The sequence below is a fragment of the Bacillus sp. FSL R9-9834 genome (assembly GCF_038006905.1).
Classification (GTDB): Bacteria; Bacillota; Bacilli; order Bacillales; family Bacillaceae_G; genus Bacillus_A; species Bacillus_A pacificus.
On record NZ_JBBOWD010000001.1, the window covers coordinates 232,509 to 247,500 of the forward strand.

Sequence of the window (14,992 nt, forward strand, 5' to 3'; positions counted from 1 at the left end):
ATTCTGTTAGAATGGATTTTTAATTTTGAAAATTTACATTATTCTAAACTTGTTATAAGATAATTATTGGTGAACAAAAGGGGTGAAATAATGAAAAATACGTGGCGTGAGTTAAGGGAGATGGATCGTAACGTATGGATTCGGTTTATTGGTGAGACGTTAAATGGAATTGCAATGATGATGTTGATGCCTTTTTTTGCATTATATTTAAAAGATAAGGTAGATTCATTATTACAGGTCGGAGTGATTATGGCACTGTCTCCAATTGCTGCAAGCTTTGGATCAATTATAGGGGGAAGAATTGCTGATATATATGGAAGAAAACCGATTATGATATTTTCGATGGCGAGCAATGCGGTATTCATGCTCGGTTTTTTATTTATAGAAGGATTTATTCCATATGCGATTTTATCTATTTTTTTAGGATTAAGTAATTCGTTATTTCATCCAGCTGCATCAGCGATGGTTGCGGATGTAACGGCGCCAGAAAAAAGAACAGAAGCATATGGTTTATTGCGAATGGGACACAATATAGGTGCTGCAATTGGTCCGATAATGGGGGCTTCAGTAGTTATGTTATCGAAGAACCTTGTGTTTATTATTGCCGCATCTACGATGTTATTTTATGCATTACTTGTATTCGTCCTTATTCAAGAGACAATGCCAAAGAGTACGAATAAAGAAGGTGATACAGAAAAAGAATCAGGAGCAGTGTGGAAAATTGTATTGCGAGATAAGGCACTCATGATTTATTTATTAGCTGGTATCATTATTTCGATGGGATTTTCTCAAACAGAAGGCATGTTGCCGCTGCACTTTGACAATGAAATGAAAGATATTTTTGGAACTAACAATCCATATCCATATTTAATGGCTTTAAATGGACTATTAGTTGTGTTGTTCCAATTTCAAATTTCAAAATGGGTCACAGATAAACCTGTTGGAAAGACGATGTTATATGGTGCATGTTTGTTTGGGATTGGGTTATTTTTCATAGGGTGGTTACCGAAGTGGTTTGGAGGACTTGATACAAATGCTACGATTATTTTAATAACTTTACTGTTTGTATATGCCATATATACGTTAGGTGAGATGATTATGTCGCCTGTACAGATGACGTTTGTAGCGAATTTGGCCCCTGAGCATTTGAGGGGGACTTATATGGGAGCTGCAAGTTTGCAGTGGATTACAGGAAGTGCATTCGGCCCACTTCTTGGAGGTTTTTTATTAGACCGATTACTTGGCCACTTTCTATTTACAATTTTAGCTGTAGGTTGTGTAGTTGCAGGTATTGTATATATTTCTTTAGACCGCCTTGTTGAACAAAGGCAAAAAAGCACACTAACCAAACAATCTTCTTAATAATTAGATGACATACACAAAAAGGGGATTTCTACATATTTTAGGTACATAACTAGATTGAGTTGCAATTTTATATATCTATGAAGAAATTTAAGTGGAAAAAGTATAGAAAACCAATAAGTGGTGTCATTTAATTATTTGTGGAAGTTGCATTTTATTTCAAATAGGAACTACCTATTTTTATAAAAAGTGCTAAAATAGAAAAATGAAAACAATTGGTTAGGGTGATTTCAGTGACAAAAATTAAATTAGGTTTATTATATGGTGGAAAATCAGCTGAGCATCAAGTTTCGCTACAAACGGCTCTTGCTGCTATTAAAGCATTAAATCAAGATAAATTCGAGATTCATCCAATTTATATTACAGAACAAGGTCAATGGGTACGTGGTGAGCGTATTGAAGGTGAAGTAACAGATGTTGAAGTTCTAAAAATGAGCGGTGCAGAAAATGCGATTTCTCCGTTATCATTAAGCACAGAAATCATTCCATCTACAAATGCTGAGGAAAATGCTATCGATGTTATTTTCCCATTACTACATGGACCAAATGGTGAAGATGGAACGGTGCAAGGATTATTAGAATTAATGAATATTCCGTATGTAGGAAATGGTGTTCTAGCATCTGCTGCTGGTATGGATAAAGTTGTTATGAAAAACATCTTTGCAGAAGCTGGATTGAAACAAGCAAAATATGCATCATTTATTCGTAGTGCATGGGAAAAAGATCGTGAAACAGCATATGAAAAAGTAGAAGAAGTATTAGGATACCCTTGCTTCGTAAAACCAGCAAACCTTGGTTCAAGTGTTGGGATTAATAAGTGTAAAAATCGTGAAGAACTTGAGAATGCATTTGAAGAAGCATTCCAATTTGACCGTAAAATTATTGTGGAAGAAAATATCGTTGGACGTGAAGTAGAAGTTGGTGTACTAGGTAATGATGAACCGAAATGTTCAGTTGTAGGTGAAATCGTACCTAAAAAAGACTTCTATGATTATAAGTCGAAATACATCGATGGTGATACAGCGTTAATTATTCCAGCTGAAATGACAGAAGAAGAGTCTAATGTTATTAAACGAGATGCGATTGTTGCATTCCAATCGTTAGATGGTGCTGGCTTAACGCGAGCTGATTTCTTCTTAACGAAAGATGGAGAAGTATATATTAACGAAGTGAATACGATGCCAGGATTTACGCCGTTTAGTATGTTCCCTCTACTATGGCAACATACTGGATTACCGTATCCAGAATTAATTGAAGAGCTAATTCGTTTAGCAATGGAGCGTCACGAAGAAAAACAAAAAATTAAATATACAATCTAACAAAAAAAGGAGGAGGCACTATTCGAAGGAATAGTGCTTCCTCTATGTAAGGAGTGTTTTTATGATAAATCGAACGTTAAAACAAGTAGAACAAATGACAAATGGTACGGGATTAGCAGAGCAGTATGAGGGAATTACTATACAAGGAGTGTCTATTGATACGAGAAAAATCGAAAAAGGAAACTTATATGTTCCGATTCAAGGTGAACGTTTCGATGGACATGCTTTTGTAGATAAAGCTGTTGAAAATGGAGCTGTGGCGACATTATGGATGAAAGATGTAGCAAATCCACCTGAGAATCTTCCGGTTATTTTTGTAGAAGACACGCTATCAGCATTACAAATGTTAGCAAAAAACTATCGCGACCAATTGGATGTTAAAGTGATTGGTGTGACAGGTAGTAACGGTAAAACATCTACAAAAGATATTGTAACAAGTCTTCTTGCGACTAAATTCAAAGTTCAAAAAACAGAAGGAAACTTCAATAATCATATCGGGCTACCTCTTACTATTTTAAACTTAGAAGAAAATACAGAAGTAGCTGTATTAGAAATGGGAATGTCAAGCCGCGGGGAAATTGAATTCTTATCTAAGTTAGCTCGTCCAAATGCAGCTATCATTACGAACATTGGTGAAGCGCATTTAATGGACTTAGGCTCTCGTGAGGCAATTGCTGAAGCGAAATTAGAAATTGTGACAGGATTACAAGAAGGTGGAGTGTTCGTATATAACGGAGATGAGCCGTTATTAACGAATCGTGTTCCTGAAATGAATTTAATAGCTGAAACAGTTACGTTTGGTGATGCTAGAGCAAATGATTACTATCCAACGACTGTAACGTTACAAGCAACTGGGACACACTTTAAAATGAATAGAGAAGAAAACATTTCATTCTATCTACCGGTATTAGGGAAACACAATGTGTATAATACGCTTGCTTCTATGGCAATTGCGAAACATTTTGGTGTAACGTGGGAAGAGATGAAAGAAGGTTTAGTAACACTTCAAATGACAGGCATGCGTATGGAAATTGTAAAAACAAATAGTGGATTAACAATTATCAACGATGCTTATAATGCAAGTCCAACAGCTATGGAAGCAGCATTCCACCTAATGAATGGTTTAGATGGATTCTCTAAAAAGATTGTTGTTCTCGGCGATATGTTAGAGCTTGGAGATCAAGAAGTACAGTTTCATTATGAGGTAGGTAAATTAATCGATCCAGCAAAAATCTCCTATGTGTTCACATATGGTAAATTAGGGGCTCAAATTGCTGAAGGAGCGAAAATTAATTTCCCTAACGAACGTGTAAAGGCTTATGATAATAAAGAAGAGTTAGTAAAAGAGTTGCAAGCAGTAGTCGATGCAAAAGATGTTGTATTAATAAAAGCATCTCGCGGTATGAAATTGGAAGAAGTAATTACGATGTTGAAATAATTGGTGTATATAAATAGGGATGATAGCAACGAAAAAAGAAGAAACTTATAATAAGCGCTTACAGTAAATATAAAAAAATAAAAGTGAAGAAAAAACCTCTGAATATGAAAATAAGGTAACAGTTGGGTTTGCTTTTTACACATACAAAACTTATAATTGATAAAGTGTAATAACGTTTAGAAGTATTTTCGTGAAGAATATACGCCCGTTTATATACGTGAGCATTCAGGAAAAGGGCTTTTCCGCAAATTCGGAAAACGCCTTTTTTTAAATGATAAGTATAGGATAGAAAAGGAGAAGTAACATTGACAACATTTCGAGAATTAGGATTAAGTGATTCTTTACTGCAATCTGTTGAAAGTATGGGCTTTGAAGAGGCTACGCCAATTCAAGCTGAAACAATTCCACATGCATTGCAAGGTAAGGATATTATTGGGCAAGCACAAACAGGTACAGGGAAAACAGCAGCATTCGGATTACCACTATTAGATAAAGTGGATACACATAAAGAATCGGTTCAAGGTATTGTTATCGCGCCAACGCGTGAATTAGCAATTCAAGTTGGAGAAGAGCTATACAAAATTGGTAAACATAAACGCGTTCGTATCTTACCAATTTACGGTGGTCAAGATATTAACCGCCAAATTCGTGCTCTAAAAAAACACCCACACATTATTGTTGGTACGCCGGGTCGTATTTTAGATCATATTAACCGTAAAACACTTCGCTTACAAAACGTAGAGACAGTGGTTCTTGACGAAGCGGATGAAATGTTAAACATGGGCTTCATTGAAGATATTGAAGCAATTTTAACAGATGTGCCAGAAACACACCAAACATTACTATTCTCAGCGACAATGCCGGATCCAATCCGTCGTATTGCTGAGCGTTTCATGACTGAGCCTCAACACATTAAAGTAAAAGCAAAAGAAGTAACAATGCCAAACATTCAGCAGTTCTATTTAGAAGTGCAAGAAAAGAAAAAGTTTGATGTATTGACACGCTTATTAGACATTCAATCTCCAGAGCTTGCGATTGTATTCGGTCGTACAAAGCGTCGTGTTGATGAATTATCAGAAGCATTAAATTTACGTGGTTATGCTGCGGAAGGTATCCACGGTGATTTAACTCAGGCGAAACGTATGTCTGTATTACGTAAGTTCAAAGAAGGTTCTATTGAAGTTCTTGTTGCAACAGACGTTGCTGCGCGTGGTCTTGATATTTCAGGTGTAACACACGTATACAACTTCGATATTCCACAAGATCCAGAATCATACGTTCACCGTATTGGCCGTACTGGTCGTGCAGGTAAAAAAGGTATTGCAATGCTATTTGTAACACCACGTGAATCTGGACAATTAAAAAATATCGAGCGTACAACAAAACGTAAAATGGACCGCATGGATGCACCAACACTTGACGAGGCACTAGAAGGTCAACAACGTTTAATCGCTGAAAAACTTCAAAACACAATTGAAAATGAAAACTTAGCATACTACAAGCGTATTGCGGAAGAAATGTTAGAAGAGAACGACTCTGTAACAGTAGTAGCTGCTGCTTTAAAAATGATGACAAAAGAGCCAGATACAACTCCAATCGCTTTAACATCAGAACCACCAGTTGTTGCAAGAGGTGGCGGTTCTAAAAAACGCGGCGGTAACGGAGGCGGATACCGTGATGGTAACCGTAATCGTAGTCGTGATGGACGCGGTGGCGATGGTCGTAACCGTGACCGCAATCGTGATGGTCGTAATCGTGACGGTAACCGTGATCGCAATCGTGATGGCGGCAACCGTGGTCGTCGTGGAGAAGGTCAAGGTCGCCCAGGATCTTCAAACGGACGCGGCGAAAGAAAACATCATAGCCGTAAGCCACAAGCTTAATAGTAAAAAAGAGAATGCCCTTTTCCGGCATTCTCTTTTTTTATTTCTGTAATTGTACATACTACATAATAACTTGTGTAGAAATGAGGTGCTACATGCTTGTAAGACTTGGGTATGTTGCGATGAGTGTACATTTGAAAAACGCATCCCCATCTCAAACGATGACGTACGCGCAGTTTCAAAAAATAGATGATCGGGAAGCGGCGATTCGTAAACTTGAAAGAATTGCTAATTCGAATTTGGAAAATTGCTTACGGTTATTAAAACATAACAAAGGCCATGATATATCCTTTTTTCGACTTAGTTCTAAGTTGATTCCTTTAGCGAATCATGAGGAGTTGTTAGAGTGGAACTACATTCGTCCCTTAAAAGAAAATTTAAAAGTGCTAGGTGATTACGCTATTCGAATGAATATGCGTATTGATTTTCATCCAGATCATTTTGTTGTACTTAATTCACCCGAGGAGAATATTTTTAAACAATCTGTCAAGACATTACAAATGCATAGAAAATTATTAAAAGGTATGGGAATTGAGCATAAGCAACGATGTGTAATGCATGTTGGTGGCGGATATAAAGATAAAGAGCTCGCATTAGAGCGTTTTATAGAGAATTGGTCTAACGTCCCAAGAGGTATTCAGGAAATGATTATGTTAGAAAATGATGATACAACTTTTACGCTCGAGGACACATTATATTTAGGAGAAAAGTTGGACATTCCCGTTGTATTTGATTTACATCATCATATGATGAATCATGATCGAGAAGATTGGCATGAAGATTGGGCGCGTGTTGTACATACGTGGGAATCGTCTTTGTTACCGGTGAAAATGCACATTTCTAGTCCTAAAGAGGGAAAAGACCCAAGGGCACATGCGGACTTTATTAATGTAGATACTTTTTTATCTTTTTTAAAAAAGATAAAAGGAAGTGTTCCGCAAATTGATTGTATGATTGAAGCGAAGAAGAAGGATGAGTCTTTATTTCAACTCATGAGAGATTTAAGTGAACAAACAGATGTGGAAATTGTCGATGGTGCGAGCTTTTATATTAAATGAGCTCTGCACCATCGAGTTTTTTTATTAATAGAGGAGTGCAAATACCACCAATGATCAATCCTGTTAAATGGCTGATAGGGTTGGCAGAGGGATTGAAGAAAGTGAATAGTAGCAATATACATATCATAATTGAAAAAATAGCGATGTCTCTTGGATTGGAAGAACGATATCGGCTATACAATAGAAATAACTGTGCGCCTAGCAATCCGAAAATGCCACCAGATGCCCCGGCATGAATATATTCATGAGGCATAATAAGATAAGAGGACATATTTCCGAGAATGCCAGAAAGGAAAAAAATAATGATGAAAGACAAGTGCCCTAGTTGTTTTTCAATAGAAGAGCCAAGCACGAATAAACAAATACTATTAAAAAGAAAATGTTGTAAGTCTACATGTACGAGCAGGGAAGTTAGGAGACGCCACCATTCTCCTTTAGCGATATATTCATTAGAAGCTGCCATAGGAAAGAGGGGAAAATCACCTAATATAATCATGATTAATTGTATGAGAAGTAAAGCGATGGTGATTGGTTGTAAGGAAATGCGGGCGGATGGTATTAGCATGTTGTGAGTATCACTCCTTTTGCATCAGAAAGATTCTCTGTTATTCTTACAATATGAAAAAAGAAAGCTAAATAGAAGAAGGGGATTTTGAAATGATTGTAGGGATTGGAATCGATATTATTGAATTGAATCGAATTGAAAAAATGATAGATGGAAAGCTTAAATTTATGGAACGTATTTTAACTGAAAGTGAACGTAATGTTGCTAAGGGGCTGAAGGGAAGTCGCCTTACAGAGTTTGTAGCTGGAAGATTTGCAGCGAAAGAGGCGTATTCCAAAGCGGTAGGGACTGGTATCGGGAAAGAAGTGAGTTTTTTAGATATTGAAGTAAGAAATGATGATAGAGGTAAGCCGATTCTTATTACAAGTACAGAGCATATTGTTCATTTATCAATTAGTCATAGTAAGGAATTTGCTGTTGCTCAAGTTGTTTTAGAAAGCTCGTCACGCTAGTCTGCATATTTTATATCTTTGTCTCATATATTTGTGGTAGCGATAAGGAAGGTACATCTTCCATTCATTTATAGGGGCAAAGGGGCTGAAGTGATGAAAAGGCGTCTGTTTTTAGTTCTTGTCGGTTTATTAACCGTTTTTGTGTTGGCCGGTTGTATGGAAAAGAAACAAGATGATGTTGTGAGAGATTTAGAGGCGAAAGTAAAAGGGTTGAAAAGCTATCAAGCTGAAGCGAAATTATCTATTAAAACAGGGAATGAGCCTCAGGAGTATAAGGTAGAAATATGGCATAAGGAACCTTCTTTTTATCGTGTGAATTTGCAGAATGCGAAAAAAGATCAAAGTCAAATTATTTTAAGGAATGAAGAAGGTGTATTTGTATTAACACCAGCGCTTAATAAGAGTTTCCGTTTCCAAAGTGATTGGCCGCAAAATAGTAGCCAGGCTTATTTATACGAATCCCTTGTGAGGGATATTTTGCAGGATAAGAAAAACCTTACTTTTGAAAAAACAGATAAGTATTATATCTTTAAAACAAAAACAAATTATCAACACCAAAACATGTTGCCGAAACAAGAGATTACATTGAAGAAAAGTGATTTAACACCAGTTTCGGTGAAGTTAATGGATAATGATCAAAATGTTCTTGTGAAAGTAGATTTCTCTAAAGTGAAATTTGATGCGAAATTTGATAAAGGTGCATTTGATACGAAACAAAATATGTCTAGAGCGCAAGTAGATGTTCAAACGACAGCGAAAGAAGACAAACCATTTGCTATTTTGTATCCGCGTGATACGCCGCAAGGTATGACTTTGAAAGATGAAAAAGAGTTGAAGACAGACAGTGGCAAGCGTGCGATACTCACATACACTGGAAGTAAGAAATCCTTTACTTTAATACAAGAAAAGGCAAAAGTTGCAGAGGCTTCGTCAGCGATAAGTGTGAGCGGAGAATTGGTTGATCTTGGCTTTACAATTGGAGCATTGACGAAAGACTCTTTAACGTGGTCGCATAACGGAGTAGAATATATGCTCGTGTCTAAAGGTTTAGAGCCGAAGGAGCTGTTAATGGTTGCTCGTTCAGTTACAGAGAAGCAAGTGAAGTAAACTTCTTAGACGTGGTGATATATGTGCACCACGTCTTTTCTTAGTTTGAAGGGTGGATTTCATAAAAGAAGCATATAAAAGAATAAGCTTCGCATATCGTGTATAAGGAAGTGTGTTTATGGAAGAAGCGCCATTTTACCGTGACACTTGGGTGGAAGTGAATTTAGATGCGATTTATAACAATGTTACACATATTAAAGAATTTATCCCAAGTGGTGTAGAAATTTTTGCCGTAGTTAAAGGGAATGCATATGGGCACGATTATGTACCGGTGGCTAAAACAGCATTAGAAGCGGGGGCGACAAGGTTAGCAGTTGCGTTCTTAGATGAAGCTTTAGTGCTTCGAAGAGCTGGTATTACTGCGCCGATTTTAGTGTTAGGTCCTTCTCCTCCTCGTGATATAAATGTAGCTGCTGAAAATGATGTAGCATTAACTGTTTTTCAAAAGGAATGGGTAGATGAAGCAATCAAACTTTGGGATGGTTCGTCTACGATGAAATACCATATTAATTTCGATAGTGGTATGGGGAGAATTGGAATACGTGAACGTAAAGAATTAAAAGGATTTTTAAAAAGCTTAGAAGGTGCACCATTCTTAGAATTGGAAGGAGTTTATACGCATTTTGCAACGGCAGATGAGGTGGAGACTTCTTACTTTGATAAGCAATATAACACATTTTTGGAGCAGTTAAGTTGGTTGAAAGAATTCGGAGTGGATCCTAAGTTTGTTCATACAGCTAATAGTGCTGCAACGCTACGTTTTCAAGGGATTACATTTAATGCAGTACGAATTGGCATTGCGATGTATGGGTTATCTCCATCTGTAGAAATACGCCCTTTTTTACCGTTTAAATTAGAACCAGCGCTATCATTGCATACGAAAGTTGCTCATATTAAACAGGTGATTAAAGGGGATGGAATTAGTTATAACGTCACTTATCGAACGAAAACTGAAGAATGGATTGCGACTGTTGCAATTGGTTATGCAGATGGCTGGCTTAGAAGATTACAAGGATTTGAAGTGCTTGTAAATGGTAAAAGGGTACCGATTGTAGGGCGAGTAACAATGGATCAATTCATGATTCACCTTCCTTGTGAAGTGCCACTTGGCACGAAAGTTACACTCATTGGAAGGCAAGGAGATGAATATATTAGCGCTACAGAGGTTGCGGAATATTCAGGGACTATTAATTATGAAATTATTACAACGATTAGTTTCCGTGTGCCGAGAATATTTATACGGAACGGTAAAGTTGTGGAAGTAATCAATTATTTGAATGATATATAGAATGTAGTATGATTTGCTTCTTGTCATGTGAGAGGACTTTTCGGTGGCTAAGAATAAGTTCGTTTTTTGACGAGAAGCTTTTTACTTATCATTACTTTTAACATAATTTAACGTGGAAACTCTTCCGTTTCTTGTTGTAATGAGATAAAAAATAAAAGAATATGAATGTTTTGTTTGTGAATTGGAAAACATAAGCAAGGAATAAGGAAGTCTTTGCAACAGGCTCCATACAATGGTATTATTACAATAGGTGTCATATATATATTTGGGTGTGTAGTTGACGGTGGAGGTGTATTTTTGTGTCCGAATCAAGTGTAACTACTGAAATCGTGGTTCGGTTGCCAAAGCAAATGGTAACGGAATTGGACGGAATTGGAAAACAAGAGAATAAGAATCGCCATGAACTAATTTGCCAGGCAACACAACTGTTATTGCGTCAACATAAGACGAAGAAACGCTACCAACATGAATCAATGCGACGTGGGTACATTGAAATGGGAAAAATTAATCTTGGTATTGCATCTGAAGCTTTCTTAGCAGAGTATGAAGCAGCTCATACAGTAGAACGCTTAGTTAGCGGGGGGTAATATTTTGATTGTAAAACGCGGCGACGTGTATTTTGCAGACCTTTCCCCAGTTGTTGGTTCTGAGCAAGGAGGCGTTCGTCCGGTTCTTGTCATTCAAAATGACATCGGAAATCGTTTTAGTCCAACGGTGATTGTAGCGGCTATTACTGCACAGATTCAAAAAGCGAAATTACCCACTCATGTGGAAATTGATGCGAAAAAGTACGGTTTTGAGAGAGATTCTGTTATTTTACTTGAGCAGATTCGAACAATCGATAAGCAGCGCTTAACGGACAAAATCACTCACTTAGATGAAGTGATGATGATTCGTGTAGATGAAGCGCTACAAATTAGTTTAGGACTAATAGATTTTTAAATCGGCAGTTTAAGTTGCTCTCTTTGAAGGGCAACTTTTTTTATTATAGAGGAGGTTGCGGTTGTATATGGAAATGGTAGATAATCGACAAGCGTTAATGAAAATGTTAGTGAAGGAATTAGGCTTTACCGAAAAGCAAGTTCGTCATGTTATTCAATTAACAGAAGAAGGTAACACAGTTCCATTTATTGCTCGTTACCGAAAAGAATGGACAGGCTCTTTAGATGAGGTGCAAATTCGTACGATTTTAGAGAGATGGCAATATATGATGCAGCTTGAAGATAGGAAAGAAGAGGTTCTTCGTCTTATTGATGAGAAGGGGAAACTGACAGGAGAATTACGTCAGCAAATTGTGAAAGCTACAAAGTTGCAAGAAGTAGAAGATTTATATCGTCCGTATAAAGAGAAGAGAAGAACGAAAGCAACGATTGCAAAAGAAAAAGGATTAGAGCCATTAGCTGAATGGTTATTGTTATATACGAAAGAAGATCCGAATCAGAAGGCAATAGAGTTTATAAATGCCGAGAAAGAAGTGCAATCTGCAGAAGAAGCATTGCAAGGTGCTCAAGACATTATTGCAGAAATCGTTTCAGATGAAGCGGTATATCGTAGTTGGATTCGGAACGTGACTTTTAGAAAAGGTGTTATGTCTTCGGCTGTAAAAGATGAAGAGAAAGATGAAAAAAATATATATGAAATGTATTACAGCTATGAAGAACCGTTGCAGAAAGTCGTGCCGCATCGCGTATTAGCGATGAATCGAGGTGAGAAAGAAGATATATTGAGAGTTTCTGTTGTTCCACCAGTAGATGAGATAGTAACTTTCTTATATAAGAAAGTAATTCGTGATAACGATTCAAAAAGTGCACAGTATGTAAAATTAGCAATAGAGGATGGTTATAAACGATTAATTCAACCCTCTATTGAAAGGGAGATTCGAAAAGAATTAACAGAAACAGCTGAGGAACAAGCGATACATATTTTCTCTGAGAACTTACGTAATTTATTATTACAGCCTCCAATGAAAGGAAAGGTTGTGTTAGCTGTAGACCCTGCATATAGAACGGGTTGTAAATTAGCTATCGTAGACGATACGGGGAAAGTTCTATATATTGATGTTATTTATCCGCATCCACCAGTGCGTAAATATGAAGATGCAAAAGCGAAAGTTCTTTCTATTATAGATAAATATCAAGTTGAAATGATTGCGATTGGGAATGGTACAGCTTCTAGAGAATCGGAAGAATTTATAGTTGATGTATTACAAAATGTGAAACGAGAAGTCTTCTATATTATTGTAAACGAAGCTGGTGCGAGTGTGTATTCGGCTTCTGATTTAGCACGTGAGGAATTCCCGGATTTACAGGTTGAAGAAAGAAGTGCGGTTTCTATCGGTAGACGTCTGCAAGATCCACTTGCTGAACTTGTAAAGATTGATCCGAAATCAGTTGGGGTTGGACAATACCAACATGATGTATCTCAAAAAAGATTAAATGAATCATTAACGTTTGTAGTAGAGACGGCAGTTAACCAAGTCGGTGTGAATGTAAATACAGCTTCAGTTGCGTTGTTGCAATATGTTTCGGGTTTATCAAAAACTGTTGCGAAAAATATTGTAGCAAAGCGTGAAGAAGAAGGGAAATTTACAAAACGAACAGACTTAAAGAAAATACCACGTCTAGGCGCGAAGACATATGAACAATGTATAGGTTTCTTACGTATATTAGAAGGGGCAAATCCGTTAGATCGTACAGGTATTCATCCAGAACAATATAAAAATGTTGAATTGTTATTGAAGAGTCTAGGATTATCAAAAGATGACGTAGGGCAACCGCAATTACAAAAGAGTTTAGAAGAAGTAGAGATTTCTAAGTTGTCGCAAGAAACGGGAGTTGGAGAACCAACATTAGTTGATATTATAGATGCACTCATTAGTCCAGAGCGAGACATGAGGGATGAGTTGCCTAAACCGCTTCTGAAAAAAGGGATTTTGAAATTAGAAGATTTAAAACGTGGTATGGAACTGGAAGGAACAGTTCGTAACGTTGTTGATTTCGGTGCTTTTGTTGATGTAGGTGTGAAACAAGATGGTTTAGTACATATTTCTAAACTAAGCAAACAATACGTGAAGCATCCGTTAGATGTTGTATCTGTCGGACAAATCGTCAAAGTATGGGTAGATGATATTGATACGAAAAAAGGTCGCGTTGCATTATCTATGTTGCCGATTGAATAGTAAGAGAAGAGAGCAGATGAAACTGCTCTTTTTTTATAGGATAAAACGTGTAATGGATTAGGAACTTTGATGGATTTTGCTATAATAAAACCAGCATTCATTTAGTAATTTAATTTGATACCGGTTTTTTTCAAAATATGCGCGTTGCATTTGTTTTTTGAGCCATGTAGGCATAGGAATCCCTCCTTGTTTAATCCTACTCTCATAAATGTAAAGTACTATTGATGAGAGGTTGGTGAGTGGATTTCTATTTTTGCTATGTTTTTAGAAACCACGCTTCTTGAATGAGGATGGGTATATGTACTATTTAATATATGTATAAGAGAGGAGAAAAGTGTAAAAATATTTTTTTGTTTAGGAGGAATGAAAATGGATGAGCAAGAAATACAGCGGCTAGTGGAAGAAGTATCGCTACAATATTTCGGAATGCCGTTTTTACATAAGGCACTGTTTAATAGTAGGTTGCGTACAACTGGTGGACGTTATCTATTGAATACACACAATATTGAACTGAATTATCGATATTACGAAATGTATGGGAAAGAAGAATTAGTTGGAATTGTTAAACATGAACTTTGTCATTATCACTTACATATTACAGGAAGAGGGTATAAGCACCGGGATAAGGATTTTCGCGAACTGTTAAAGGCAGTTGATGCGCCGCGGTTTTGTAAACGAATGATGAATGAAGAGAAGGAAAAAAAGGTTTATATGTATGAATGTATGGGATGCTCACTTCAATATGTAAGAAGACGTCAAATTAATACAAAAAGATATGTCTGCGGAAAGTGTAAAGGGAAACTAATCTTGATAAAGAAAACATCTTGACAGTGAAAACGCAATCCAGTATATTATAAACATGTCACGTTTGTACAAGATGTTGTGAAAAAACTTCTTGACTTACGATGAGAATTTTTATAAGATACAAATTGTCTTTATTATTCCGCAGTAGCTCAGTGGTAGAGCTATCGGCTGTTAACCGATCGGTCGTAGGTTCGAGTCCTACCTGCGGAGCCATACAGAGAAGTACCCAAGTGGCTCAAGGGGCTCCCCTGCTAAGGGAGTAGATCGCGAACGCGGTGCGAGGGTTCGAATCCCTTCTTCTCTGCCATTCATATTGGCCCGTTGGTCAAGTGGTTAAGACACCGCCCTTTCACGGCGGTAACACGGGTTCGAATCCCGTACGGGTCACCACTTCGGAGGATTAGCTCAGCTGGGAGAGCACCTGCCTTACAAGCAGGGGGTCGGCGGTTCGATCCCGTCATCCTCCACCATAATATTATAATGAAAAGTAAAATGACATTAATGTAAAGATTAAATGGTCCCGTGGTGTAGTGGTTAA

At 37.2% G+C, this 14,992-nt stretch carries 14 protein-coding genes and 5 tRNA genes (1 of these 19 running past the window's edge); 17 read left to right on the plus strand and 2 right to left on the minus strand.

Annotation, left to right across the window (positions count from 1 at the left end; translation table 11 throughout):
- Positions 1-90 precede the first annotated feature (90 nt).
- From MKY00_RS01330 to uvsE, 5 genes are all read left to right on the plus strand, one after another.
- Positions 91-1,362: an MDR family MFS transporter gene (locus MKY00_RS01330; RefSeq protein ID WP_000799734.1), complete on the plus strand. Its 1,272-nt coding sequence runs from the start codon at positions 91-93 to the stop codon at positions 1,360-1,362.
- A 233-nt stretch (positions 1,363-1,595) separates the two neighbouring features.
- Positions 1,596-2,681 (plus strand): D-alanine--D-alanine ligase, encoded by a 1,086-nt coding sequence (locus tag MKY00_RS01335; protein WP_000161446.1) that lies wholly within the window; start codon positions 1,596-1,598, stop codon positions 2,679-2,681.
- 61 nt (positions 2,682-2,742) lie between these two features.
- On the plus strand, positions 2,743-4,119 hold the full coding sequence (gene murF, locus MKY00_RS01340) for a UDP-N-acetylmuramoyl-tripeptide--D-alanyl-D-alanine ligase (protein ID WP_000610682.1): 1,377 nt from the start codon (positions 2,743-2,745) through the stop codon (positions 4,117-4,119).
- Between the two features lie 305 nt (positions 4,120-4,424).
- Positions 4,425-6,002 (plus strand): DEAD/DEAH box helicase, encoded by a 1,578-nt coding sequence (locus tag MKY00_RS01345; RefSeq protein WP_000206582.1) that lies wholly within the window; start codon positions 4,425-4,427, stop codon positions 6,000-6,002.
- 95 nt (positions 6,003-6,097) lie between these two features.
- Positions 6,098-7,060 (plus strand): UV DNA damage repair endonuclease UvsE, encoded by a 963-nt coding sequence (gene uvsE / locus MKY00_RS01350; RefSeq protein WP_074585871.1) that lies wholly within the window; start codon positions 6,098-6,100, stop codon positions 7,058-7,060.
- Here the strand turns inward: uvsE and MKY00_RS01355 are convergent.
- Positions 7,053-7,625, minus strand: coding sequence for a rhomboid family intramembrane serine protease (locus tag MKY00_RS01355; protein WP_016716299.1), 573 nt, complete (start codon positions 7,623-7,625; stop codon positions 7,053-7,055). The two genes, uvsE and MKY00_RS01355, sit on opposite strands and share 8 nt — an antisense overlap.
- Before the next feature lie 92 nt (positions 7,626-7,717).
- On the opposite strand from MKY00_RS01355, the gene acpS reads away from it, so the two are divergent.
- The 6 genes from acpS (at position 7,718) to MKY00_RS01385 (ending at position 13,650) form a co-directional block, all read left to right on the plus strand.
- Positions 7,718-8,077 carry a holo-ACP synthase gene (acpS, locus tag MKY00_RS01360; protein ID WP_000635037.1) on the plus strand — a complete coding sequence of 120 codons (360 nt, stop codon included), beginning with the start codon at positions 7,718-7,720 and terminating at the stop codon, positions 8,075-8,077.
- 156 nt (positions 8,078-8,233) lie between these two features.
- Positions 8,234-9,184: a LolA family protein gene (locus tag MKY00_RS01365; RefSeq protein ID WP_029141035.1), complete on the plus strand. Its 951-nt coding sequence runs from the start codon at positions 8,234-8,236 to the stop codon at positions 9,182-9,184.
- A gap of 118 nt (positions 9,185-9,302) precedes the next feature.
- Positions 9,303-10,472: an alanine racemase gene (gene alr / locus MKY00_RS01370; RefSeq protein WP_016716300.1), complete on the plus strand. Its 1,170-nt coding sequence runs from the start codon at positions 9,303-9,305 to the stop codon at positions 10,470-10,472.
- A 299-nt stretch (positions 10,473-10,771) separates the two neighbouring features.
- Complete coding sequence (locus MKY00_RS01375) at positions 10,772-11,059, plus strand: antitoxin EndoAI (protein ID WP_000004570.1); 288 nt, start codon at positions 10,772-10,774, stop codon at positions 11,057-11,059.
- A gap of 4 nt (positions 11,060-11,063) precedes the next feature.
- Positions 11,064-11,414, plus strand: coding sequence for a type II toxin-antitoxin system endoribonuclease NdoA (gene ndoA, locus MKY00_RS01380; RefSeq protein ID WP_000635963.1), 351 nt, complete (start codon positions 11,064-11,066; stop codon positions 11,412-11,414).
- Between the two features lie 67 nt (positions 11,415-11,481).
- A complete protein-coding gene (locus MKY00_RS01385; RefSeq protein ID WP_016716301.1) occupies positions 11,482-13,650 on the plus strand; it encodes a Tex family protein in 2,169 nt (722 codons plus the stop codon).
- A gap of 57 nt (positions 13,651-13,707) precedes the next feature.
- Here the strand turns inward: MKY00_RS01385 and cmpA are convergent, their stop codons facing one another.
- The gene (gene cmpA / locus MKY00_RS01390) at positions 13,708-13,824 is read right to left on the minus strand and encodes a cortex morphogenetic protein CmpA (RefSeq protein WP_001143642.1); all 117 of its coding nucleotides are present in this window, start codon (positions 13,822-13,824) and stop codon (positions 13,708-13,710) included.
- Positions 13,825-14,019: 195 nt separating this feature from the next.
- Between cmpA and MKY00_RS01395 the strand changes: the two genes are divergently transcribed.
- From MKY00_RS01395 to MKY00_RS01420, 6 genes are all read left to right on the plus strand, one after another.
- Positions 14,020-14,478 carry a SprT family protein gene (locus tag MKY00_RS01395; protein ID WP_000344243.1) on the plus strand — a complete coding sequence of 153 codons (459 nt, stop codon included), beginning with the start codon at positions 14,020-14,022 and terminating at the stop codon, positions 14,476-14,478.
- A 114-nt stretch (positions 14,479-14,592) separates the two neighbouring features.
- Positions 14,593-14,667 (plus strand) — tRNA-Asn (locus tag MKY00_RS01400).
- 3 nt (positions 14,668-14,670) lie between these two features.
- Positions 14,671-14,761, plus strand: a tRNA-Ser gene (locus MKY00_RS01405).
- A gap of 8 nt (positions 14,762-14,769) precedes the next feature.
- Positions 14,770-14,844: transfer RNA gene (locus tag MKY00_RS01410), tRNA-Glu, on the plus strand.
- Positions 14,845-14,848: 4 nt separating this feature from the next.
- Positions 14,849-14,924 (plus strand) — tRNA-Val (locus tag MKY00_RS01415).
- A 46-nt stretch (positions 14,925-14,970) separates the two neighbouring features.
- Positions 14,971-14,992, plus strand: a tRNA-Asp gene (locus tag MKY00_RS01420); it runs 54 nt beyond the window's last position.